The sequence below is a fragment of the Acinetobacter sp. ANC_7504 genome, from assembly GCF_056779995.1.
The window spans coordinates 1-25,174 of record NZ_JBWYIZ010000010.1; the positions used below are offsets into that span (position 1 = coordinate 1).

25 protein-coding genes are annotated in these 25,174 nt (G+C 37.5%); 22 read left to right on the plus strand and 3 right to left on the minus strand.

The genetic code is table 11. The features are described 5' to 3' along the window. Both catC and AC1M9F_RS10815 read right to left on the minus strand, forming a co-directional pair. Nucleotides 1–239: muconolactone Delta-isomerase (catC, locus tag AC1M9F_RS10810; protein ID WP_481597773.1), on the minus strand; the 239-nt coding region annotated here is incomplete at its 3' end. A 26-nt stretch (nt 240–265) separates the two neighbouring features. Beyond that, nucleotides 266–1,375 carry a muconate/chloromuconate family cycloisomerase gene (locus AC1M9F_RS10815; RefSeq protein WP_092767668.1) on the minus strand — a complete coding sequence of 370 codons (1,110 nt, stop codon included), beginning with the start codon at nt 1,373–1,375 and terminating at the stop codon, nt 266–268. A gap of 114 nt (nt 1,376–1,489) precedes the next feature. Here AC1M9F_RS10815 and AC1M9F_RS10820 point away from each other — a divergent pair, with 114 nt between their 5' ends. The 5 genes from AC1M9F_RS10820 to AC1M9F_RS10840 all read left to right on the plus strand — a co-directional run bounded on the left by AC1M9F_RS10820 (nt 1,490) and on the right by AC1M9F_RS10840 (nt 7,104). Then, on the plus strand, nt 1,490–2,380 hold the full coding sequence (locus AC1M9F_RS10820; protein ID WP_035266330.1) for a LysR family transcriptional regulator: 891 nt from the start codon (nt 1,490–1,492) through the stop codon (nt 2,378–2,380). A gap of 167 nt (nt 2,381–2,547) precedes the next feature. Continuing rightward, nucleotides 2,548–3,894, plus strand: coding sequence for a spinster family MFS transporter (locus tag AC1M9F_RS10825; RefSeq protein WP_481597774.1), 1,347 nt, complete (start codon nt 2,548–2,550; stop codon nt 3,892–3,894). 36 nt (nt 3,895–3,930) lie between these two features. After that, nucleotides 3,931–4,923: a helix-turn-helix transcriptional regulator gene (locus tag AC1M9F_RS10830; RefSeq protein ID WP_481597775.1), complete on the plus strand. Its 993-nt coding sequence runs from the start codon at nt 3,931–3,933 to the stop codon at nt 4,921–4,923. A gap of 88 nt (nt 4,924–5,011) precedes the next feature. Next, complete coding sequence (locus tag AC1M9F_RS10835) at nt 5,012–6,127, plus strand: NAD/NADP octopine/nopaline dehydrogenase family protein (RefSeq protein ID WP_481597776.1); 1,116 nt, start codon at nt 5,012–5,014, stop codon at nt 6,125–6,127. Beyond that, nucleotides 6,118–7,104: a 3-hydroxybutyryl-CoA dehydrogenase gene (locus tag AC1M9F_RS10840; RefSeq protein WP_481593705.1), complete on the plus strand. Its 987-nt coding sequence runs from the start codon at nt 6,118–6,120 to the stop codon at nt 7,102–7,104. The genes AC1M9F_RS10835 and AC1M9F_RS10840 overlap by 10 nt, the downstream gene beginning before the upstream one ends. Before the next feature lie 30 nt (nt 7,105–7,134). On the opposite strand, the gene AC1M9F_RS10845 is transcribed toward AC1M9F_RS10840, so the two are convergent. Then, nucleotides 7,135–7,602 (minus strand): MarR family winged helix-turn-helix transcriptional regulator, encoded by a 468-nt coding sequence (locus AC1M9F_RS10845; protein WP_092767678.1) that lies wholly within the window; start codon nt 7,600–7,602, stop codon nt 7,135–7,137. A gap of 138 nt (nt 7,603–7,740) precedes the next feature. Here AC1M9F_RS10845 and AC1M9F_RS10850 point away from each other — a divergent pair, with 138 nt between their 5' ends. The 17 genes from AC1M9F_RS10850 to AC1M9F_RS10930 all read left to right on the plus strand — a co-directional run bounded on the left by AC1M9F_RS10850 (nt 7,741) and on the right by AC1M9F_RS10930 (nt 24,624). Beyond that, nucleotides 7,741–8,874, plus strand: a complete 1,134-nt coding sequence (locus AC1M9F_RS10850; protein WP_481597777.1) for an amidase — start codon at nt 7,741–7,743, stop codon at nt 8,872–8,874. Further along, nucleotides 8,871–10,028: an acyl-CoA dehydrogenase family protein gene (locus tag AC1M9F_RS10855; protein ID WP_481597778.1), complete on the plus strand. Its 1,158-nt coding sequence runs from the start codon at nt 8,871–8,873 to the stop codon at nt 10,026–10,028. Before AC1M9F_RS10850 ends, AC1M9F_RS10855 begins: the two co-directional genes overlap by 4 nt. A gap of 24 nt (nt 10,029–10,052) precedes the next feature. After that, complete coding sequence (locus tag AC1M9F_RS10860; RefSeq protein ID WP_035266405.1) at nt 10,053–10,412, plus strand: hypothetical protein; 360 nt, start codon at nt 10,053–10,055, stop codon at nt 10,410–10,412. A gap of 10 nt (nt 10,413–10,422) precedes the next feature. Further along, entirely contained in the window at nt 10,423–10,959 is a 537-nt protein-coding gene (locus AC1M9F_RS10865; protein WP_481597779.1) for a nuclear transport factor 2 family protein, read from the plus strand. Between the two features lie 30 nt (nt 10,960–10,989). Then, nucleotides 10,990–12,267 carry an aromatic ring-hydroxylating oxygenase subunit alpha gene (locus AC1M9F_RS10870; RefSeq protein ID WP_035266339.1) on the plus strand — a complete coding sequence of 426 codons (1,278 nt, stop codon included), beginning with the start codon at nt 10,990–10,992 and terminating at the stop codon, nt 12,265–12,267. 10 nt (nt 12,268–12,277) lie between these two features. Next, entirely contained in the window at nt 12,278–12,763 is a 486-nt protein-coding gene (locus tag AC1M9F_RS10875; RefSeq protein WP_092767687.1) for an aromatic-ring-hydroxylating dioxygenase subunit beta, read from the plus strand. Nucleotides 12,764–12,772: 9 nt separating this feature from the next. After that, nucleotides 12,773–13,510: an SDR family NAD(P)-dependent oxidoreductase gene (locus AC1M9F_RS10880; RefSeq protein WP_092767689.1), complete on the plus strand. Its 738-nt coding sequence runs from the start codon at nt 12,773–12,775 to the stop codon at nt 13,508–13,510. Between the two features lie 30 nt (nt 13,511–13,540). Then, on the plus strand, nt 13,541–14,494 hold the full coding sequence (locus tag AC1M9F_RS10885) for a PDR/VanB family oxidoreductase (protein WP_481596401.1): 954 nt from the start codon (nt 13,541–13,543) through the stop codon (nt 14,492–14,494). A gap of 49 nt (nt 14,495–14,543) precedes the next feature. After that, the gene (locus tag AC1M9F_RS10890; protein WP_180028234.1) at nt 14,544–15,506 is read left to right on the plus strand and encodes a p-hydroxyphenylacetate 3-hydroxylase reductase component; all 963 of its coding nucleotides are present in this window, start codon (nt 14,544–14,546) and stop codon (nt 15,504–15,506) included. A gap of 226 nt (nt 15,507–15,732) precedes the next feature. Then, on the plus strand, nt 15,733–16,977 hold the full coding sequence (locus tag AC1M9F_RS10895; protein WP_481597780.1) for an OprD family outer membrane porin: 1,245 nt from the start codon (nt 15,733–15,735) through the stop codon (nt 16,975–16,977). A gap of 35 nt (nt 16,978–17,012) precedes the next feature. After that, nucleotides 17,013–18,155 carry an ABC transporter substrate-binding protein gene (locus tag AC1M9F_RS10900; RefSeq protein ID WP_481597781.1) on the plus strand — a complete coding sequence of 381 codons (1,143 nt, stop codon included), beginning with the start codon at nt 17,013–17,015 and terminating at the stop codon, nt 18,153–18,155. 85 nt (nt 18,156–18,240) lie between these two features. Next, a complete protein-coding gene (locus AC1M9F_RS10905; protein ID WP_481597782.1) occupies nt 18,241–19,278 on the plus strand; it encodes a branched-chain amino acid ABC transporter permease in 1,038 nt (345 codons plus the stop codon). Continuing rightward, a complete protein-coding gene (locus tag AC1M9F_RS10910) occupies nt 19,275–21,077 on the plus strand; it encodes a branched-chain amino acid ABC transporter ATP-binding protein/permease (RefSeq protein WP_092767697.1) in 1,803 nt (600 codons plus the stop codon). Before AC1M9F_RS10905 ends, AC1M9F_RS10910 begins: the two co-directional genes overlap by 4 nt. Further along, nucleotides 21,074–21,847 (plus strand): ABC transporter ATP-binding protein, encoded by a 774-nt coding sequence (locus AC1M9F_RS10915; protein ID WP_035266352.1) that lies wholly within the window; start codon nt 21,074–21,076, stop codon nt 21,845–21,847. Before AC1M9F_RS10910 ends, AC1M9F_RS10915 begins: the two co-directional genes overlap by 4 nt. Before the next feature lie 38 nt (nt 21,848–21,885). After that, nucleotides 21,886–22,887 carry a ketopantoate reductase family protein gene (locus tag AC1M9F_RS10920; protein WP_481597783.1) on the plus strand — a complete coding sequence of 334 codons (1,002 nt, stop codon included), beginning with the start codon at nt 21,886–21,888 and terminating at the stop codon, nt 22,885–22,887. After that, a complete protein-coding gene (locus AC1M9F_RS10925; protein WP_481597784.1) occupies nt 22,877–23,620 on the plus strand; it encodes a class II aldolase/adducin family protein in 744 nt (247 codons plus the stop codon). The genes AC1M9F_RS10920 and AC1M9F_RS10925 overlap by 11 nt, the downstream gene beginning before the upstream one ends. A gap of 17 nt (nt 23,621–23,637) precedes the next feature. After that, entirely contained in the window at nt 23,638–24,624 is a 987-nt protein-coding gene (locus AC1M9F_RS10930; protein ID WP_481597785.1) for a TauD/TfdA family dioxygenase, read from the plus strand. Nucleotides 24,625–25,174: the final 550 nt, after the last annotated feature.

A 25,174-nucleotide genomic window follows, 5' to 3' on the forward strand; every position in this document is an offset into this window, starting at 1 on the left:
TCGATATTCATATATGGGTAAAGCGGAAGACCTTGTAAAATTGAATGAAGCTCTTCATTGCTTTCCACATCAAAAATACTGATGTTTGAATACTGACCTGTGATTCGCCAGATATGACGCCACTTGCCTTGTTGCTGTAACTCTTGCGAATACGCCTTTTCAACAGCTTTAATCTCATTCGCTTTTTCAACTGGCATATCCAGTGGGATGTTCACATCCATTCGTACATGAAACAGCATGTCTCACTCCTGATGTATCACGTCGCTTATTTGCGGCGAAGGTTGTCAATCTTGTCTAAATCCAACTCAATACCTAAACCATTGCCTTGAGGCAGATGTAATTCGAAATCACGATATTGAAGCGGGGTCTTTAAAATTTCGTCAGTTAACAGCAATGGACCAAATAATTCAGTGCCATATGCCAAATTCTCAAAGGTCGAGAACAAATGTGCAGAAGCGATGGTGCCAACAGAACCTTCAAGCATCGTGCCACCATACAGATCTACACCAGCGAGGTTTGCAATGGTTGCTACATCACGACCTTCGAGTAGGCCACCAGACTGAGCAACTTTTACAGCAAACACAGAAGCAGCATTACGCTTCGCTAAACGATAAGCTGTACTTGGACCCATCAATGACTCATCCGCCATAATGGCAATATCAAAACGACGAGTTAAACGCTCCATGGCATCAATATTGTCAATCGCACATGGCTGTTCAATTAGATCCACACCGCCATCTTGCAGAAGCTGAATACCTTTGATCGCTTCTAACTCAGACCAAGCACGGTTCACATCGACACGGATAGAAATATCAGCACCTAACGCTTTTTTGATGGTGAGAACATGCTCAACATCTGCTTCTACAGCACGAGAACCAATTTTTAATTTAAAGAAGTTATGACGCTTAGCTTCGATCATCTTTTTCGCTTCAGCGATATCTTTATCCGTATCACCAGAAGCCAACACCCAAAGTACAGGGACGCTGTCACGCAGACGGCCACCTAACACTTCAGACAGAGGCAAGCCTAAACGTTGAGCTTGAATATCGAGTAAAGCAGTTTGAATGGCACATTTTGCAAAACGGTTGCCATTAATATTCTTCTTCAACACTTGCATAATTTGAGCAACGTTGAGATCAGTAAAAGTTTTGAGTAGTGGAGCAAAATAAGTATCGATATTGGTTTTGATACTTTCAGGGCTTTCTTCACCATAGCCTAAGCCACCGATGGTGGTTGCTTCGCCCCAACCAATGAAACCATCCGAAGTTTCGATTTTAATGAGGACTAAGGTTTGAGTTTGCATCGTTGCGACCGCCATCTTGTGTGGGCGGATCGTCGGGATTTCAACGAGCAAGGTTTCAATATTTTTGTACATGCAGCAATATATTCCATTAATATATGCTAAATACCTTATTTGAAATAAAGTATTGAAAATAGAGGTTAAGTAGTATATTAAAATACTAAAAAAGTATGGATTGAGGAAATTTCAATGGAATTAAGAACATTAAAGTATTTTGCTACTGTGGTCGAAGAAAAAAGTATTACAAAAGCTGCTGAAAAATTATGTATCGCACAACCACCACTTACACGACAAATCAAAAACTTAGAGTCAGAGTTAGGTGTCGTATTATTTGAAAGAGGCATGAGACCGATTAAAACAACTGAAGTTGGAGAATTTTTTTACCAATATGCTGTACAGATACTGACCTTAACAGCACATGCTAAATCGATGGTAAATCGATATAAAGTGACAGATACAACGGTACGAATTGGATATGTTGGTTCGCTTTTTTATTGGAAATTACCTGAGATCATTGATTATTTAAGAAAGCATATTGCAAATATAAAAGTTGAATTAGTGGAATGCGGAACTAGGGACCAGGTAGAAGCTTTGAAATTGGGAAAAATTGATATTGGGTTTGGTCGATTAGGAATTAGTGATCCTTCAATAAAAAGAATAGTGATCGAAAGAGAGCAACTTTTTTTAGCAGTGCACAAAGATCATACATTAGTGACCCAAAATGTTAAGGAAGTACATTTATCACAATTGGTCAACGAACATATTTATATATATCCAAATACTCCTAAACCAAACTTCTCAACTTTTGTTCAAGGAATATTCTCTGAACTTGACTTAATTCCCCAAAATCTGATCGAGACGAGAGAAATCCATATGGCATTGGGGATGGTGTCATCTGGTGAGGGGGGGTGTATTATTCCAAAGAGTGCATGCTCTATAGGTATGAAAAATTTGAAATTTATACCAATTCTAGATAATGAGGCTGAAAGTCCAATTACAGTTGCCTATAGAAGTATCGATAATAATGAATACATCAAACAAATATTAGATTATCTAGACGAATTGAAGAGCATGAACTAATTTTTATGATTAGATTAATATAAAATATCTATTTATATGTAATATTTAATGGAAAAATAAATAGAATAATAATGTTAAAAATGATATTAATTTTATAAATCAGCATAAATTGGCATGGATTTGTCATAGGGATAGCGCTGATCTATAAAATATTTAGGATGATTTCGATGGAAAAAATTTCCGAGTTAAAGAGTAATGATGCAAAAAAAAAGAATATTTATGCTTGGTATGTTGTAATACTTTGCATGATTGCATATATATTTTCTTTTATCGATCGTCAAATTTTGGCTTTGATGATTGAACCGATAAAAGCAGATTTGAATTTAACAGACACGCAATTCAGTCTACTCCATGGACTAGCTTTTTCTTTATTTTACGCATTCATGGGTCTGCCGCTGGCATATATCGCAGATCGATTCTCAAGACCGAAATTGATTGCTGCTGGGATTGTGTTTTGGAGTATTGCAACGGCTTTATGTGGTTTAAGTAAGAACTTTATCCAGTTGTTCTTAAGCAGAATGGGTGTGGGGATTGGTGAAGCTGCTTTATCACCAGCAGCATATTCAATGTTTAGCGATATGTTCGCAAAAGATAAATTGGGTCGAGCTGTCGCTATTTATTCGATTGGATCTTTTGTTGGTGGGGGAATCGCGTTTTTAGTAGGCGGTTTTGTCATTGGATTACTCAAGGACATGTCACTTATCGCTGTACCTTTGCTCGGGATGTTAAAGGCATGGCAAGTGGCGTTTATTTTAGTGGGTTTACCAGGAGTCATTATTGGCATATTGGTACTTTTAACTGTTAAAGATCCTAAACGTAAAGGGCAAATGGTCGATGCGCAGGGGAACGTAGTAAAAGTGAAGCTTAGTGATACTTTTAAATTCCTGAAAAAGCATAAAAAAACATTTACATGTCATTATTTAGGATTTACTTTTTATGCCATGGCATTGTTTTGCTTAATTAGCTGGACACCTGCATTTTACATACGACATTACAATATGACAGCTACTGAAGTGGGCTATATGTTGGGTGCCGTGTTACTGATTTCAAATACTTTAGGTGTATTTGCGGCTGGTTGGATGAATGATTATTTTATTCAAAAAGGCAGAAAAGATTCGCCTATGTTTGTGGGTGTGATTGGAATCGTAGGTCTGATTATTCCAATGATTTTGTTTTCACAAGTTAATGAATTATGGCTATCAGTTACATTGTTGGTTGTTGCAATGTTTTTCGCTTCTTTCCCAATGCCGATCTCAACAACAGCAATGCAAATGCTTTCGCCAAATCAATTACGTGCCCAAATCTCATCTATCTTTTTACTCATCAGTAATTTGATTGCTTTAGGTATTGGTACCACATTAGTGGCTTTAATTACGGATCGTATTTTTGAAAATCCTTTAATGGTCGGTTCATCGATATCTATCGTTGGTGCAATATCATGCGTATTGTGCTTTGTATTATTGAAAGTGGGTTGTAAAGCCTTCGAAAATAGTTTGCAAGTTGAGTCTAAATAAATCATGTCTGAATAAAATAATGAGGGTACACCTATCATGTATTTATCGAATCTGAAACTTTTAAAGAAATTCAACTTATTGTCTTCAAAAGATTATTTTCAGATTAAAGATGTGATAGGACAATACTTGTGCCCTCATCAATTTGAAGTATTGAATGATGAATCTTTAGAAGTAAAATTAAGTGGGTTTTCATTTGGTCAAGTTGCACTATTTGAATTAAGTTACAATGCTCCAGTTCAAATTAGTTTTGGTGCTGAGTGTCAAAGTTATCTGTTTAGATTTAATTTGGAAGGGGAATGTAAAGTCAAATATGATCATTCAACTTATCAACAACGTCCTGGATTACTTACAGTTTCTCATCCTCATTTTGATAATAGAATTGAACTGCAAGCCAAATGTAGAAATATCATATTAAAAATTGATCATGAGTTGATCAACACTGTTTTATATCGCTTGTTGGGGTATATCCCTCAAAAAAATCTTATTTTCGATAGTGGCATTTCCTATACATCTGAAGAAAGAATTTCAATTTTAGAAACACTGAACTACTTATGCTTTGCATATTCAACTATTGAAAACTGGTGGCAAATTTCTGATAGCTTTAGTTCATATTTGACTGAGTTATTACTGATCAAAATTCCACATAATTTCAGTGAACGAATCGCAGATAAAAAATATCAACTCATCCCAAGTTATATCAAAAATGCAGCTCATTTGATTGAGCAACATTATATGGAAGCAATCTCGATTGAGGAAGTTGCGAGGCTTGTAAAAGTCTCGGTAAGAACGCTTCAAAAGGGATTTAATACCTATTTGAACCAAACGCCTCTCAGTTTCATGACATCAATCAAATTGGACCGAGTTCATCAAGAACTTAAACACACTCAGGTTGATCAGCCTATAATTGATATCTTCAATGCTCATGGTGTAAGAAGCTTTGGACACTTTACTCGGCTTTATAAAAAACGTTATGGATGCACGCCTTCAGAAACCGTGAAACAAAACAAATTAATAGAAATAAATTCGTAATTCGAATAGCAGTACCGCTTTTTGACGCGAGCAAAAAGAAGAATCTTTCCTACTATCACAATACACAATAAATATGTAAGGGAAGAAAATGAAAATCACGGTTCTTGGCGGTGGACATGGATGTTATGCATCAGCAGTGGAGATGGCGGAAAAAAATCACGAAGTTAAATTATGGCGAAGAGATCGAGATTCACTAAAAGAATTAGCGAAATATGGTGAGCTTACTGTAAAAGACTTTCGTGGCACTAGAACAGTATCTGTTGGGGATGAACATCAAAAAATCCAACTTGAAACTGATTTATCCAAAGCTATTGAAAACGCTGAATTGATTATTATTCCTTTACCCGCAACAAGCCATGAAGATTTATCGATTGAAATAGCACCCTACTTAACATCTGGTCAAGTCGTATTTTTACCCCCAGGTACTTTTGGAACATACCTATTTGCTCAAGCAATGCTTAAAGTTGGGAATAAGTCTGACGTGGCTTTTGCTGAAACGGGTACTTTGCCATATTTAGTAAGAAAACATAGTCCGAATTCTATCGTGATTAGTGTATATGCGACGCGATTGCCTACTGGGGTCTATCCAGTAAAATTAAAAGATCATGCTATTAGAGTATTAAAGCAAGCTTATGACAGCATCGAGCCTATAGAGGATGCTTTGAGTGGAGCTTTAATGAATGCAGGACCCATTATTCATCCTCCATTAATTATGCTCAATGCTGCACCTTTAGAACATTTTGATGTATGGGATATTCATAATGAAGGTACTCAACCTTCAGTGAGGAGAGTAACGAGCTTATTAGATCAAGAGCGAATGAATATTCGTGAAGCATTGGGATACTCGAAACAGCATTTCCCACTCGCAGATCATTACAATAAAGAGGGTGAAGGAGATGAGTGGATGTATGGTAGGGGGGCACATGGTAAGTTGACTGACAGTGGCGATTGGCGCGAGAAAATAGATTTACATTCACATCGGTATATGCTCGAAGACACACGATTAGGCCTGTCATTTATTGTATCGGTTGGTAAGTATGTTGGAGTCAAAACGCCGATTGCTGAAGGGCTTCTGAATATCGCATCATCAATTACTGGTAGGGATTTGTATAGTGAGGGTCGCACTCTTGAAAATTTAGGGTTATTTGATTTAACACAGCAACAATTAAAACACCTGTTGAACTCCGGAGAGCAATCTGCATGATTAAAAATATTATTATTGTAGGTGCAGGTAGAATGGGTAATGCGATTGCGATCGCATTCGCATATGCAGGAATTGAGATTGCACTTGTAGACGTAAAAGATCGAAACCCAGCAGAAAAAAATGAATTTCTGCAAAAATGGAATGACAGCCTCGACCAAGAGTTGCATCTCTTAGAACATATCGGGATGTTAGTGAATGATCAATGTAAAGTATTAAAAGAAAGAATTCATTTCTATTTCAAAGATAATCAAACTATTGATTGGAAAAATTGTGAATTAATTATTGAAGGTGTGCCTGAAATAATGACTCATAAACAACATTGTTTTCGGTGGTTAGAACCCTTAATTTCTAAAAACTGTATTGTAGCATCAACGACTTCGACCTTTTTGGTCACTGATATAGCAAAATTAATTTCTCATCCAGAACGTATTGTTAATGCGCATTGGCTTAATCCTGGGTATTTAATGCCTTTAGTTGAGCTAAGCCGATCGGAGCATACTGCTGATATAGCAGTAGAAAAACTAAAAACATTACTTGAGGCAATTGGTAAAGTCCCCGTGATTTGTAATGCAGTTGCTGGATACATTGTTCCAAGAATTCAAGCATTAGCAATGAATGAAGCAGCGAGAATGGTTGAAGAAAACGTAGCAAGTGCTGAGGATATTGATAAAGCGATTCGTACAGGTTTTGGTTTGCGTTTTTCAGTGTTAGGTATGCTAGAGTTTATCGATTGGGGTGGAGGAGATATTTTGTATCATGCTTCTGAGTATTTGAGAGAAGAACTTGGTGAGCGTTACAAAGCCCCTGATATTATCAAAAAAAATATGAGGGAAAATAGAAATGGTATTAGAGAACTATCAGGTTTTTACAAATATGAAAGCATGGATATTTATCAATATAAACTAAATGTCATATCAAAATTCGCTGAAAATTTGCGATTTAATCAGCTTATTCCACAATATGAAATTATGAAATAAGCGTTAGTAGGTAAAAAGATTTTAGTCTTTTTACCTATTTGGCATTAAATTGAATATTTTCTTTAATTGTAAATTTAGTGACTCAAGTTCTTGTTCATCAAAAGAATTTAATATACCAGCTAAAGTAACACGATTGATCTGATTAATTTCATCCACCAGACCATATCCTTTTTCAGTGAGCTTCACCATAGAAATCCTTTCATCATGAGGGGATGAGAAAACTTCAACGATACCTTCTTCGACTAATCTATAGATTGCCTTAGTTGCAGTTGTTAATTTGATTGTTGCTAAATTTGCTATTTCAGTGATATTGGCTTCACCGAGAGCATTTGTACTCAAAATGATTTTTCTTTTTGTATTATCGAGACCTATTTTTTTTAAAGATTTATCAATCAATTGGGAATACTTACCATTAACTTGAGATATCCAAAAAAATGGGAAATTTTCCAAACTTTTGGGATCGTTATTTGGCAAATAATTTTCAAAATTTTTTAACATGAGCAGCAATTAAACTTAAAAAAATATAATTGATTATACAAGAAAAAAGACAAAGATTATTTTATTTCAAAATAACTTGACAAATACATTAATTTTTCAGATATTGATGTTGAGTATAAAAATACATGGAAAAGTGAATTGAATATTATATCTAGAAGTCTCTCTTTAGGAGATGGAAAAATTAGAGTCGTGGTTAAAGACTCAATTGATATACAAAATGAAGTGACGACACTTGGAACTCAGGCGCGCAGTGGAGCATGCCCTGCAATTTCACATGCTGAAATTATAAAAAATATACTCAGCAGTGATTGCAAAATTATTGGAAAAACTCATCTTCATGAACTCGCATTCGGTATAACTGGAATAAACAAAAACTTCGGAACACCTTTAAATGTTAAATATCCGCAACTTATTCCTGGAGGCTCTTCCAGTGGTTCGGCTGCAGCTATTGCGGCAGATATAGCGGACTTCAGTATTGGTACGGATACAGGTGGCTCAATTCGTATGCCAGCCGCTTGCTGTGGAGTGTATGGATTAAAACCTTCATTTGGTCGTGTAAGTCGTGATGGTGTTTGGCCAAAAGATACCACTTTAGACTGCGTCGGACCATTCGCATCAGATATCAAAAATCTGATTCTTGCTATGCAGATCATTGATCCTACATTTAAAGAAATCCAAATCGATCTACAGCAGATTCAATTAGGAATATTACGTGTCGAAGCGGAATCTGAAATTTGGCGTGTCTTAGATGCTGAGTTAACAAAAATTGATTTACCTCAAAAAAATCTATTCATAGACAATATTGATGAAGCATATCAAGCAGGTATGTCGATCATTAATTACGAAACTTGGGGTGCATATCATGATCTTACTCAAACTGGACTTCTAGCCAATGATGTTCAGCAGCGTTTATTAAAAGCATCTGAAACCACTCAAAAAGATGTAGAAAATGCTGAATTAATAAGAACTCAATTCACAGAGCAGATCAATGATTTACTCAACAATGTTGATGTTTTGATACTGCCGACACTACCTCAATTTCCACCTAAATTAGACGAAGCTGAAAATACTGTTGCTTTCCTCAATTTAACTAAGCTCGTGCGACCATTCAATCTATCGGGCCATCCAGCGCTTACGATTCCATATGAAACATCAAATGGCTTACCTGTCGGTATGCAATTAATTGCTAAGCATGGTGAAGATGAAAAATTGTGTGCTATTGCACAACACATTGTCGATATTACGAAGCATTCACAAGGAGGTGGCAAATGAGCAATTTAGCCAAAGATCAAACAGAGAGCTTGATTGATCTTGAAGAATTATGTCAAGAGATTAGACAGCGAGCGTGTTCAGGTGAATTTGACGAACAAGCATACGTGAGTCAAGACATTATTCAAAAACTGAAATCAATTGGGGTATATCGTGCTTTAGTTCCTAAACGTTTCGGTGGTGATGAGGTTTCACCGCGTACGTTTTGTGAACTTATTGAAAGGCTCTCTAAAGCAGATGGATCAGTAGGTTGGGTTGCAAGTTTTGGTATGAGCCCAGCTTATCTTGGGAGTTTACCTGAAGAGACACTTTCCGAACTTTATAAAAATGGTCCAGATATCGTTTTTGCTGGTGGAATTTTTCCACCGCAAGCTGCTCAAGTGACCGATGAGGGTTTAGTTGTAAAAGGCCGTTGGAAATTCTCAAGTGGTTGTAAAGGTGCAGATATCGTTGGTGTAGGCATTGCCCCGATCAAAGATAATGAATCTCATGGCTTACCACGTATGGCTGTTTTACCAGCGCATAAAGCACAAATTGAAATGACGTGGGATACAGTAGGTTTAAAAGGCACAGGTAGTCACGATCTCATTGTCGATAATGTACTTGTACCTGAGCATTGGACTTTTGTTCGGGGTGAGCCATCTAAACTCAGCGAACCATTTTTCAAATATCCATCCCTCTCTTTGGCGACTCAAGTCCTCACCGTAGTCGGAATTGGCGTAGCCTCGGCGTCATTGGAAGAATTTAGAAAATTAGCTCCAGGTAAGTCGTCGATTACTGGAGGTGCAGAAATTGCTAATCGACCTATCACTCAGTACGAATTTGCGAAAGCTGAAGCTGAGTTCCTAGCTGCAAGAACATGGTTCTACAACACCATGGATATTGTATGGGAAGAAGTACTCAACGGGCGAAAACCTGAGCCACATTTAATTAGTGATATGCGTCTATCTTGTACACATGCGGCAAGAGTCTGTGCAAAGGTCACCCGCAAAATGCAAATGTTAGCTGGGATGACTGCCATTTATACCAACCATCCATTTAGTCGCTTTGTGAATGACACGAATGTCGTGACACAGCATGCATTTATGGGTGATGCAACTTTACAAAATGCTGGTGCGATGAGCTTTGGGCTTAATCCGACACCTGGATATTTATAAATGACCGAAAAGAAGGAAATCGAAATGGAAGCTAAAAAATCATTACGCGTATTGTTCTGTATGGGGATTAACCAAAACTTCTTTGATGCAGAGCCAGCAGAAGCAAAAGCAGTATGGGCAGCATTTGGTGAAATGTGGAATGGTATCCATGATTTACCTGGCGTGCATGTATACGGCAACTTAGATGATGATCAAAGCATGGTAGGTGCAAGTACGGGGTGGCCTTGGACAACCTATTTATTGGCTGATGTACCTGATATTGAGACAGTTCATGCTGCATGTAACTTATTCCGTACGACTGTGGTCGGAGAAGGTCCATATAAACTTTGGAAGTATTGCAAAGTTGAAGCAAGAGTTGGTCGTGAATTAATTATTCAACGATAAGGATATCGATATGGTCGACTCTAATGAACTCAAAAGCATTCTTCAACGTCTTCAACAGTTGGAAGCGCAGAATCAAATTCGTAATTGCCTAAATCGCTATATGGAAATTTGTGATGAACTTAATCAAAACACAAATTTAGAAGCGCTGATGGATTTATTTGATCCTGAGTGTATTTGGGAGGGGGTAGGGAAAAAATACGCCCAGTCATTTGGTCGGCTTGAGTCTTGGCAGGCAGTATATGACATGTTTAAAACATACACGCTGAAGGACTCGCATTTTGTTATGAATGCACATTTTGTGAATTCTGAACAAATTTATATTGATGGTGATGTGGCTGTTGGTCACTGGTTGATGTTGCAAACATCAACTTTCAAAACGGGTGCAAGCCACTTGAATGCAGCCAAACTGTCAATCCGTTTTAAGCAACAAAATAATGGCATTTGGAAAATCAAACACTTCCAAACAGAAAATATTTTCAGTCGACCAGTAACGCATTGGACCAGTGATGATGAGTTACCAGTACCGCAATCAAATTTAGTCGGTTGAGTTGCATAAACAGTTATAAGGGAATACATGATGAATAGTGCAATACCAGTTCAAAATATTGAAATTGATTACAATGAATTAGTTCAAAGTGACCGAGTGCATACCTCTTTATATAAAGATGCACAAATCTTTGAAGATGAAATGGAAAAAATTTTCTACAGCACTTGGGTTTGGGTTGCTCATGCAAGTGAAATTCCAGATGCTGGTAGTTATAAAACGATTAATATTGGTAAACAACCTGTAGTGGCTGTACGAGATCGTAAGAAAAAAGTCCACGTTTTACTCAACCGCTGTCGCCATCGTGCTGCTACAGTTTGTGAGCATAAAAAAGGCAAAACAAATAGCTTTGTATGTCCATATCATGGTTGGAGTTACGCTTTGGATGGTACATTGCGTGGCGTTCCTTCACCTGAAAGTTATGGTGAATGTTTAGATAAATCTGAATTTCCACTGATCAGCCTACGTGTAGAAGAATATAACGGCATGATCTTTGCGACCTTCAAAGACGATATTGAGCCATTAGAAGACTTTTTAGGTGCTGCGAAAAAGTGGATTGATCTATTCATGAAGCAAGGCGCAGGTTATCCAGTCAAAGTATTAGGTGAACATCGTTTTACATTCCCAGGTAACTGGAAAATTCAGTTGGAAAATACAACTGACGCGTATCATTTCCCATTGGTTCATAAATCATTCTTAAGTTCTGTAGACGAAAAAACAGAAGAGCTTTTCAACTTTGAAAACCAACCAGGCTATGTTGAAGATCTAGGAAATGGTCACAGTGTGATGGTGATGATTCCAGAATTGGTAGATCTTGATGAAGAGTTGATGGAGCGACCAATCCAAGAGCGTTTTGAAGAACTTGCCCAAGCGCTACGTGAAGAAGGTCATGAGGAACTTGAAGTTCGTCGAATTTGCCGTGCTGTCGGTGGTTCGGGCTTTAACTTAAATATTTTCCCTAACATTGCATGTTCTATGGCGTTCTTCCGTGTAATGCAACCATTAGCGGTAGATAAAACTGAAATTCACCACTCAGTGATTACGATGGATGGTGGACCACAAATTGCCAACCAATATCGCCTACGTCTACATGAACATTTCCAAGGTCCTTTCGGTTTTGGTACGCCAGATGATGCTGAAGCTTGGGAGCGTGTACAGCATGGTGCAAATGCGGGCAATGATCTTTGGATCATGTTGAACCGTGGTTTACCAGGAGAAGTCAAAACTGAAGATGGTCTGAAGAGTGACGTGAGTGCTGAAACAGGCATGCGTGGCGCTTACCAACAATGGAAAAAGTTGATGACGGCTTAAGGGGAAGAGCATGAAAATTAATTTAAATCTTTTGAACGAAGTAACAGCATTCATTTGGGCTGAAGCTGACATGTTAGATCATTCAGAGTATCAAGCATGGTTAAATTTATGGAATGAAAATGGCAAATACATCATTCCAATTGATCCATCATTGACAGATTACGAAAACCATTTGAACTATGCATATGACAATCACCACATGCGTCAATTACGTGTAGAGCGTTTAGAAAATGGTGAAGCAATCTCGACAGCTCCCAAGGCCAATACTGTTCGTAGCCTGTCACGTGTGCGAATTATTGAAGAAACTGATCACAAGATAATTTTACGCTGTGCACAAAATTTAAGAGAGTTCCGCAAAGAAAATTTACGTCATTACACTGCTGATGTGATTTATGAGCTAATACGTCAAGAGAATGGCGAACTCAAAATAGACCGTAAAATTATCAATCTAGTCAATTCGACAGATACCTTAGCTGGTATCAGTTACATTCTATAGGAGGTGACCATGTCACAAGTTGTTTTGGTTACTGGTGCTGCCTCTGGTTTAGGTAATGTGATTGCTGAATATTTTGCTGAACAAGGGCATCAAGTTATTTTAACTGCAAGTACCTTAGAAAAAGCGGAAAGTGCTAAAGCTGCGAGTCAGTATCCATCGCAAATGTATCCCTTAAAACTGGATATATCAGTAGAGCAGGACTTTAGAGAAGCAGTGAGTTGGATTGAAACTCATTTCAACAAGTTGGATGTTTTAATCAATAACGCCACAGTAACTAAAGCAACTCCTGTCCTTGAAATCACTGCGAGTGATTTTGATTGGGTGACACAAGTCAACCAACGAGGAACCTTTCAGTCATGCCAAATTATTGGTCAGTATATGGCATCTAAAGGCTTTGGTCGAATTATCAACATGGCTTCATTGGCTGGTCAGAATGGTGGTACTGCAACGGGAGCGCATTATGCAGCTTCAAAAGGGGCAATCGTAACTTTGACTAAAATTTTTGCAAAAGAATTTGCCGCTAAAGGTGTGACGGTAAATGCCGTAGCACCAGGACCAATGGAGTCTCCAATAGTACACAGCGTTGTTTCAGATGAAAAAATGGAAGCGTTTATCAATAACATTCCTGTCAAGGCTTTAGGCAGTATGAGTTTTATCGCTGAAACTTGTGCTTTGTTAGCATCCCCACAAGCAGCTTTTGTGACAGGAGCAACATGGGATATTAACGGAGGACTATTTATGCGCTAAGCATTTGCTTAGTCATAAAGGGGGAAAACTATGAACGAAAAATACTCCGTAATAGTAAATAAAAGATCAGTAGAAGCGGAAAATGTTGTTGTCTTAGATTTAATTTCAGCAACTGAGTCTCCATTACCTGAAATCGAAGCTGGATCACATATCGATCTATTCCTGCCTAATGGGTTAATCCGTCAGTATTCTCTATGTCAAGATCCCAGTTTAAAAGGTGTTTTTCGACTAGGAATCTTAAAAGACGAAGCATCAAGAGGGGGGTCACTGTCGGCGTTTAATGACATCTTTGAAGGGATGCAACTACAAGTCAGCCATCCTAAAAATTTGTTCCCATTGTTAGATGCATCTCACAGCATTTTAGTTGGTGGTGGTATTGGGATTACACCGTTAATTACCATGGCTTATGATTTATTAAATAACGATAAGTCATTTGAATTGCATTATTGTGCAGCTTCCAAACAAACCGCTGCATTTGTAGATGAAATCAAGCAAGGTCCCTTAGCGAGTTATACAACTTTCCATTTTAAAGATGATGGTGCAAATCATCGTGAATTTTTTGATCACGCAATGAAAGATATTGCCAAAGATTCACATTTATATACCTGTGGTCCTAATGGATTTATGGATTGGATTATTAATCTTGCTGAGTCTAAGGGTTTTAGTTCCGATCAATTACATAAAGAATATTTTCAGGTAGATATTGATTTAGGTGGCGCTAGTTTTGAAGTTGTTGCACAACAAAGTGGTAAAACGATTCAAGTAGCTCCAGAGGAAACTATTCTGCAAGCTTTAGCGCGAGAAGGGATTAAAGTCGAGTTATCGTGCGAACAGGGCGTTTGTGGAACGTGTATGTGTGATGTGCTTGAAGGCGAACCCGATCATCGAGACGTCTACTTTACTGACGAAGAAAAAGAAAGTAATGAGCAGATTTTAGTGTGTTGTTCTCGATCAAAAACACCGAGATTAGTTTTAGATATTTAATAGTTGAATTGCCATCATGGAAGGTCATTTTGGGATTCAGGAGAAGGGAATGAATAGTTATCAAAAATCGGAAGAACAAGCTATTGATCCGATGAAATTCCGCAGAGCACTCGGTAATTTTGCAACTGGGGTTACTATTATTACAGCGCAAAATGCGCAAGGTGAAAAAGTGGGTGTAACTGCCAATAGTTTTAACTCAGTTTCATTAGACCCACCTTTAATCTTGTGGAGTATTGATAAAAAATCGACCAGTTTTGAAGTTTTTAAAAACTCTAGTCATTTTGCAGTCAATATTTTATCTGGATCTCAAATCGAGGTATCGAATAAATTTGCTAAACGCAATATTGATAAATTCGAAGGAGCAAACTACCGTTTGGGTGTAGGTAATGCTCCAGTTCTGGAAAATTGCTCTGCTGTTTTTGAATGTGAATTATTTCAAATTGTAGAAGGCGGGGATCACTGGATTATTATTGGAAAGGTCGTTAATTTTCAAGATGAAGGTCGTAGTCCATTAGTATATCACCAGGGTGCGTACTCAGCAGTAACACCACACCCAATGTTAAGAATTAAAGATTCAAATCCGGTCCAAACCGATGATTTGGGTCAACTATATCAAGGTAACTTATATAATAATGTTGCCTATCTCATGAGTCGAGCATTCAAGTTTTATCAAAATGATTACATCCCAAAGCAATTAGTCACAGGTTTTAGAACGAGTGAAGCTCGAATGCTTTTAGTGCTAGGCAGTGGTGCAAGTTCATGCAAAGATGATTTGCCACGTGATATAGCAATGCCTATGCGAGAAATAGAAAGAGCAGCGGAAATCCTTAAGAAAGATGAGCTACTAGTCGAAACAGAAGAATTCTACCAATTAACGGATAAAGGTAAAAAAACCGCACATTATTTATTTGATATAGCTGATGAGCATCAAAATGAAGTATTTGCAAAATACAGTGACCAAGAAAAAAATACCTTTATCACCATTCTAAAAGATATTGCGGGTATTCATTAAATCTAATTGGGCTAAATGTTAGATCATTTGGCCTTTTTTTCAATCTATGAAGATTTAAAAGGGATTTAATTATTAATTAAGGTATATAAATATACTTAAAAGAAAATTGAATTTTCTATGGAATTGGAAAAGAATTGGGTTGAATATATGAAATTTCATATAGCTGAATAGAAAAAATTAAACAGGGTTGAGTGAGAAAATCAGTAAAAAACTAAGGGGAAGTTGAGTGAAAAAGTTACCTACATTTGCAATACTAGCAATTTGCTGTAATACAGCAGTTTATGCGGACTTGGTAAAAGATAGTCAAACGACAATAAACTTAAGAAATTTTTTTATTGATCGAAATTTTGATTCAAAACCTGATATTGGTAGCTGGTCACAAGCGTTAGGTCTTAAATTCAGTTCAGGATATACCGATACACCAATTCAAGTCGGTTTCGATGTGACTTCAAGTTACGCGCTACGATTATCAGAACATAATGCTGAAAGGTCCGATACGATCTTAGCATTTGACCCTATAAAGAAAGAGCAAGAGCGAAGTTACAATAAATTCGGCGCAACATTGAAATTAAAATATAAAGACTCAGAACTGTTAATTGGTGAGCTTTCGCCAAGAACACCTGTTGCATTTATTGATGATTCACGTCAATTGGTGACAACATATGCTGGTGCGGCATTTGAAACCAAAGCCATTCAAGATTTAAAACTGTCTGCTGGACGAATCACGCATATTAATGCGCGTAATGATGATGAGTTTGAAAAATTAACTCTTTTTACTGGTGGACAACCTGATATTCCTAGAATTGAAAGTAATGGTTTAAGTTATGTTGGTTTAGACTATAACTTTAACCCTAAAATTTCAGGTTCTTATTGGTTTGGTCAGCTCGAAGATATTTATAACCAACATTATTTAAATGCAGCCTATAACACCCAAGTTGGCGATTCTAAAATTAAATTAGATGCACGTTATTTCCATAACAGTGAAGCTGGTGACAAATACTATGGAAACATAGATAGCAAAACATTTGGCGTTCAGGCCAACATTCAAAATGGCTCACATAGTTTTGCTGCAGGTGTTCAAAAAAATTCCGGGGATACCAATTTTCCAACATTTGATGGATTCGCTCCTCAACCTTTCCTACATACTTGGTCAACTTTAGGTTTCATCAAACCTGAAGAACTTACTTATCATGCACTTTATTCTTATGACTTTAAAAATGTTGGTTTGCCGGGTTTAAGAACGACTTTGCGTTATTTATATGGTACGAACATAGAGCGTAATGGCCTACCAGATAATAAAGAAACTGAAGCTAATTTCATTGTCGGCTACACCGTTCCAGAAGGGTCTTTTAAAGGGTTGGGTATAGAATGGAGGTATATCGACACGACTACTAAATATGGTGCAGGAACAACCAATGGTAATGATTTTGTTGAAAATCGAATCATTACTACATATAGCTATAAATTCTAATTACATAAACAGTTAATGGACAAACTGGAGATTATATGATGTTTAAAAAATTATTATTATCAACAAGCTTAATCGCAATTGCCACTTATGCTCAAGCTGATATCACGATTGGAGTTGTGACATCATCATCCGGACCTGTAGCAATGGTAGGTATACCACAAAAAAATACAGTTGCTTTATTACCTAAAAAAATTGGTAATGAGAACGTTCGATATATTTCTCTTGATGATGCGAGTGATCCTACAGCATCTGTCAAAGCTGTCGAGAAACTAATTAAAGAAAACAAAGTTGATGCAATCATTGGTCCTTCTGGTTCACCAAATGCTTCTGCTGTGATTGGGACGATTGCTAAAGCGAAAGTACCTCTTCTTGCACCGGTTGGAACTTCTACGATAGTCATGCCAATGACGGATCAAAAAAAATGGGTGTTTAAGACCACTCAGAATGATGAAATCATCGCAGAAGCGCTTGTGCAAGATATGGTGAAGCGAAAAATTACAACTCTAGGATTTATCGGTACTGCTGATCCGTACGGAGAAAACTGGGGAAAAGTCTTAGCGAATTTAGCAAAGAAAAATGGGATTAAAATCGTTGCTCAAGAATCATTTCAACGTCAAGACACCTCTCTAACTGGTCAAGCGTTAAAACTCATAAGTAAAAAACCACAGGCAATTCTAGTTGCAGCACCAGGCAGTTCAGCAGTGCCTCCACAAACTGCTTTATATGATCGAGGCTATCGAGGGCAAATTTATCAAACGCATGGTGCGGCTTTAGATCAATATTTAAAAATGGGTGGCAAGAAAGTAGAAAATACGATTTTAGCTGCCAGTTTAATGCTTGTTTTAAATGAAGTATCTAATACACATCCTTCTAAGAAAATTGCTACTAAATATATCAATGATTATAAAGCAAAATATAAACAAACACCTGCAACCTTCGGGGCAAATGTGTATGACGCAGGTCTTTTGCTTGAAAAAGCTGTACCGACTGCTTTGAAAAAAGCAAAGCCTGGCACCGTGCAATTCCGTGAAGCTCTACGTGATGCATTGGAATCTACAAAAGAAGTCGCAGGAACTCAAGGCGTGTATAACATGAGCCCATCTGATCATAGTGGATTTGACAAGCGTGGGCGTGAAATGATCATTGTTAAAAATGGTCAGTGGAAACTACTGAAGTAAATTTAGCTTTTCATAAATGAACTCAGAGCGATATGCATATATCGCTCTAGGTAAATTCATCCTCAAAAAAGGGTAGGAAGATGTTATGGATTTAAATATCGCGTTAATTTTGGGGCAGGATGGTATTACCAGTGGTGCTATTTATGCATTATTAGCGCTTTGTATCATTTTAGTTTTTACTGTCACTCGGATATTACTTATTCCATTGGGTGAATTTGCTGTGTTTGGTGCATTGACTTTGGCATCCATTCAAGCAGGTATTCCAAGCTTAATAGTTTGGCTGGTCGTTGCGTTTTTTATTGTCAATACAAGTCTGGATTTATACGCTAAATTTTTTAAAAATCAAATATTTAATATCAAAATTTTTATTGCATCAATAATTTATATTTCTTTGATCGTTATCGCGATGTACACACTACCTTTAGCGACGCTTCCAATGCCAATTCAAGTTTTATTGACTTTGGCTGTGATTACACCGCTTGGTCCTCAAATGTATCGCACTTTTTTTCAACCTTTAGTGGCAGCCAAACCTTTAGTCTTATTGATAGTGTCGATAGCAGTTCATGTGGCATTAGTCGGTTTAGGACTCGTGATATTCGGTCCAAATGGTGCTCAAACACAACCGTTTAGTGACAAAAGCTTTGAGATTGGAACTCTTGTTTTAAGTAGTCAAACTTTGATCATTATCGCTTCATTCTTTGTGATGATTTTAGTGCTTTGGTATTTCTTTGAAAAAACACTCTATGGCAAGGCTTTGCATGCAACCGCTGTCAATCGAATCGGTGCACAGCTCATGGGTATTTCTCCAATCTTTGCGGGCAAACTGACTTTTGTTTTAGCTACATTTATCGGAACCTTATCAGGCATTTTAATTGCACCGATCACAACCCTGTACTACGACTCAGGATTTATTTTAAGTCTGAAGGGATTTGTAGGGGCAATCATTGGAGGACTAATCAGCTTCCCAGTCGCAGCAATTGGTGCCGTGATTGTTGGTGTTATTGAGTCTTTCTCGATGTTTTGGGCAAGTGATTACAAAGAAATCATCGTCTTTACATTAATTATTCCTTTCTTACTTTGGAAATCGCTCACAACTCGTCATGTTGAGGAGGATGAAGAATGAAATCAAAAACTTATTTCTTTATATTTGCGCTTATTGTATTCATCAGCCCATTTTTTTTACCGACCTATCAAGTCACTTTATTGAACTATATTGGTCTAAATGCATTAGTCGTGTTGGGTCTTGTATTGGTGACAGGCGTTGGAGGCATGACTACATTTGGTCAAGCAGCCTTAGTGGGAATTGGCGCATACGCAACTGCTTACTTAACTGTGACTGAACAATTACCAAGTTTCCTCGCATGGACAGGTGGAAATCCTTGGTTTGGACTTCTGCTCGGAATAGTTATCACAGTCGCATCTGCGATTTTGGTGGGTGGCTTAACACTTAAACTTTCAGGGCATTATCTGCCTTTAGGTACGATCGCTTGGGGCATTTCACTTTATTATTTCTTTTCCACCATTGAAACTTTAGGTGGGCATTCTGGAATTTCGAATATTCCCTCTATTTCTATCGCAGGATTTGCCTTTGATAATGGCAACAAAATGTTCTACCTCATTTGGCTCATTGTATTCATTGCCATTATTTTGACAAAAAATCTTTTAAATTCTCGAGAGGGGCGAGCAATCCGTGCTTTGAAAGGCGGACAAGTAATGGCTGAGTCTATGGGAGTAAATACGTTTAGAGCAAAAATGATCATCTTTGTGATTGCTGCAATTTTTGCATCAATTTCAGGGTGGCTTTATGCACACACGCAAACTTTTATTAACCCGACACCTTTTGGACTCCAAATGGGTATCGACTACTTGTTTATGGCGTTGTTAGGCGGTGTCGGTAGTATTTGGGGTGCAATATTAGGTGCAGGCATATTCACCATGGTACGCCAATGGTTGCAAGACGCTTTGCCTATTATTTTTGGCGGACAAGGTCATTATGAAACAATCGTATTTGGATTAATCATTGTTGTATTGATGCAAAAAGCACCATCAGGGATTTGGTCATTTATTACTAAGTTGATCCCAAATAAATATAAGCCTGTAGATTTATATCCTTCAATCCACCCCATTCCTCAAATGGACAAAGTAGAAAATCAAATCAACAAGGGTGAATTGATATTAGATGCGAAGAACATCACGAAAAAATTTGGTGGCTTGGTTGCGAACAATGAAATGAATCTGAAAATTCACGCTGGAGAGGTTCTCGCTTTAATTGGTCCGAATGGTGCTGGTAAAAGTACCATGTTCAATCAAATATCAGGTGTAGATGTTCCAACAAGTGGTGAAGTTTTATTTAAAGGTAAAAAAATAAATGGCATACCATCCAGAGAAATTGCCAAATTAGGATTAAGTCGCACATTCCAACACGTAAAAATATTGCCTGAAATGACTGTATTAGAAAATACAGCCATAGGTGCACATTTGCGCGGAGAAAAAAGTGTCATCTCATCCATGTTACTTCTTGATCGAGTTGAAGAAAATGAACTTCTCAATGAGGCTAAATATCAACTAGAACGTGTAGGGCTTGGAGAATATTTGTATGTCGAAGCTGGCAGTTTAGCACTCGGGCAGCAACGTATTTTAGAAATTGCACGTGCTTTATGTGCGAACCCAAGCTTATTACTACTTGATGAGCCCGCAGCAGGATTAAGATTTAAAGAGAAACAAGCCTTAGCTGAACTTCTATCTAAATTACGTGCTGAAGGTATGGCAATTCTCTTGGTCGAGCATGATATGGACTTTGTCATGAATCTCGCAGACCGAATTGTGGTCATGGAGTTCGGTCAAAAAATTGCTGAAGGATTACCAGAAGAAATTCAAAAAAATGAAGCTGTATTGGAAGCTTATTTAGGAGGTGCTGCATGATCACAATGCTTGGAAATCAAGAGGGCACGCCTCTGCTAGAAGTAAATAATTTGAGTGTTGCTTACGGAAAAGTCGAAGCGCTTTCAAATTTTAATATGCGTGTTAATCAAGGCCAAATTGTTTCTGTTGTTGGTCCAAATGGTGCGGGTAAAACAACTTTATTGTCTGCAATTATGGGGGTGCTGGGTTCTAAAGGAAACGTCGATTTCGATGGGCATGTGGAGCAATGTCCACAGGTTGAGCAAATGGTGATTCGTGGGCTCGGATTAGTGCCTGAAAAACGGGAGTTATTTGGAACAATGTCTATTGAAGACAATCTTATGCTTGGCGCTTTTCAACGCTATCGCCAAAGAGACAAAGAAATTTTCAGCACTTTAGATGAAGTGTATGACATTTTTCCTCGTTTGAAAGAAAGACGATCTCAGCAAGCAGGAACACTTTCTGGTGGTGAACGACAAATGCTTGCAGTGGGTCGTGCACTCATGGCTAAACCTAAATTGTTGATGCTTGATGAGCCGAGTTTGGGATTAGCACCACTCATCACTCGAGAAATTTTTAAGGTGATTGACCAATTAAGAGGACATGGCGTGTCTATCTTGTTAGTTGAGCAGAATGCCAGAGCTGCTTTAAAACTTGCAGATTATGCTTATGTCCTTGAAATGGGAGAACTATCAATGGAAGGAAGGGGCTCTGATTTAGTTGAAGATCCAAGAATCATCGAAAGTTACTTAGGAATTAATAGTAAGCATCAAGACGTATTAGCTATATAGAACATAACAAATCATACGATTTTCAGGGATTTGAATGGATGTCAAAAAAAATTTTGGTATATGGTGCTGGAGCCATAGGCTGTGTAGTTGCTGCTAGATTAACGCTAGCAGGACACCAAGTCACTGTTCTAGCGCGAGGGGAAAAAGTCGAAACGCTAAATCAAAAAGGGATTCATTTAAAAGATGTAATGGGTGAATTTCAAGTACATCCATCTCGAATTGTGGATACTGAAGAATGCATTGAAAAACAGGATTTTATATTTATAGCAACCAAGTTTAACGCTTTATACGAAATCTCAACTCAGCTGAAGCGTTATATGCATAACGCGACAGTCATCGTGCCGTTAATGAATGGAATACCCTTTTGGTATTTTTACGGTTTAGAGAATAACTCTAAAAAATCAAGGATAAATTGTTTAGATCAACAGGGAGTTTTAAACGAGCATTTTCCATTAGAACATTTAATTGGCGCTGTTGTATTTATTACAGCGCAAAGTGTCAATGAAAATGAGGTCAAATCAGACAATCCATATTTGTTGATCTTTGGTGAGCCGAGTCATCAAATGACTGAACGATTACATGCGCTTGTTGAATTGTTTGAAAATACAAGTATCGAAGCACGACCCGTAGAGAACATCCGAGATCAAATGTGGACCAAGGTTATGGCTAACTTGAGCTCCAATCCATTATCGGTTGTGGCTGATGCTCCGCTAAGTAAAATTTATTCTGATCACAATTTAACTCGAATTACGCAACAAATTTTATATGAAGTTCGAGCTGTTGCGGCTTGCTATGGCGCTCGTATCAATATCGACCCAAACACATTTTTAAAATTGGGTGCAGAGATGGGGGAAACATATACATCAATGTGGCATGACTACAAAAATCATCACCCTTTAGAGTTAGCACCCATTGCAGAAGCTGTATTTGAATTGGCAGATGCTTATGAATGTCCGATGCCGACATCCAAACTTATATATGAATTAACGGTCTATTTAAGCGAACAAGCCAGAACAAGGAATAATGAAGATGAAAAATAATGTATTGAATGTGTCTGAAGCTGAATGGGCGCTCAGAGTTAAATTAGCGAATTGTTATCACCTTATCGATTATTTTGGTTGGACGGAAACAATTTTTAATCATGTCTCAGCGCGCTTACCTGGAGCTGAACACTATTATTTAGTAAATCCTTTCGGCTTGAACTATACGGAAATCACACCCGAAAATTTATTAAAAGTTGATTTAAACGGTAATAAAGTGATTCATTCTGAATATGATGCCAATCCTGCAGGATTTGCTTTACATAGTGCTGTTCATGGTGCTCGTGATGATATTCGATGTTTAATACATACACATACCACACCAATCAGTGCCATTGCACAAAAGGAAGATGGCTTTAAAAATGACAACTTTTATGGTGCGCAGTTATATGGTCGGGTAGGCTATCATGCCTTTGAAGGCATTACCTTATTCGAAGAAGAAAAACAAAGAATGATCAAAAGTTTAGGTGATCATCACATTCTGGTACTTAGAAATCATGGTGTAGCTGTGGGAGAGAGTACGATTGAAAAAGCTTTTTTCCTACTCTGGACAGTTCAACGAGCCGCAGAAATACAATGCCAAGCGGATTCAATGCGTGGTGACGATGTTAAATTAGATCATATCGTAAAACAGAAGTGTGCAGACTTAACTCAAATGTTAATTCAAGAAAGTGCTTTCGCAGATAAGTTTTTTAATGCGATGGTTCGAAAAATGCAGGAAAACAAACACTAGTTCAGGGATAGATTGCGATGAATACGATATTAAAAGAAAAAATCAGTCATAAGTCGGCATGGGTGGGCAAAGACCTAAAAAATCAGACAGATTGGATTTATTATTTAAGCGAAGAAATGCTTCATGAATTAAGCCAAAATTTGCGATTGATAGAACAACAAGATCTAGAAATTGATCAATTGAATAACACGCATTTAACGATTAATAATCCACATGTTTTATCTGAATTTAAAAAATATGCCGATGAGCTTGAGAATGGATATGGTTTCTTTCTACTAAAAGGTTTGGATGTCGATAAATTTAATGAACGCCAATTGGCGATTATTTACTATTTAATAGGCATGGTTATGGGTCAACCCGTTACCCAAAATCCTAAAGGCGATTTATTGGGTAAAGTAGAAAACGTTGGTGATCTTAACAACAAATCAACGCGAGTTTATGAAACAAACGCATATCTCCCTTACCATACTGACTTATCTGACGTAGTTGGATTGCTATCAATTAGAAAAGCAAAGAGTGGAGGATTGAGTAGTCTCGTCAGTGCTGCCACAGTCTACAATAGAATTTTAGAAAATTATCCTGAATATCTAGGTTATTATTATCATCCGACTTATTGTGATCATCTTGGTGACTCAGAACCAACACTCACGCCTATATTTAGCTTTTATGACAATAAATTAAGTTGTCGATACTTAAGAGCATATATTGAACTAGGACATGAGCGAAAAGGAATCCCTTTATCCAGAGTTCAAGTCGATGCGCTTGATATTTTCGATCAGTACATACAAGATCCTGATCTCAGACTAGATATGATGCTTGAACCGGGTGATATGCAGTTCTGTAATAACTATTGTGTAATGCATTCACGATCATCATTTATAGATGATGAAGACATCTCAAAGCGAAGAAAATTATTAAGATTATGGTTAAAAATGCCTAATGCCCGATCTTTAGCCAAGGATTTCCCAGGTAGAAATGGTATTCAAAAAGTAAATCTTTCATAAAAATGCTCAATATTTGACTACAACCTGACTCGGACTTTTAAGGCCGAGTCTTTTTTTTGCGATTACTCAAAAGTTGTAAGACTGAATCTGATTTAGAGATGAGTATAAATAATAATTACGCACTCATCTGATTGATCACCTAAACAATATTCTTTTTTTGTTAACGCGCTATATGGTTCAGCATTATATCGTCTAACAATATTCACACTTTGAATGAGTTAAGTTAAATCAGCTTCTGGAAGTGAGTTTTCTTCATTCAGCAGTCCTGAACGCATTTTATTAAATTTGAGAGTGATTTCTATTCAAGTAGGGAGAATAATCTGCTCTTCAAACGAAAAATGTTGAAAGCCTAGACCTGACAGGGAATACGTCGTTTATCTTTATTTAATCGGGCATCGGACATGGGTATTCATCATAATGCGGCTTTGGCTTGCAACAAGTAGACTTTGATTATTTTTTTCTACCTTTGATTAGTTTAATCATTATTGATTCTCAGTTGAGAAAAAAGAACTCGAACAGATGTTCGAGTTCTTTTTCTAAAATAAACTAA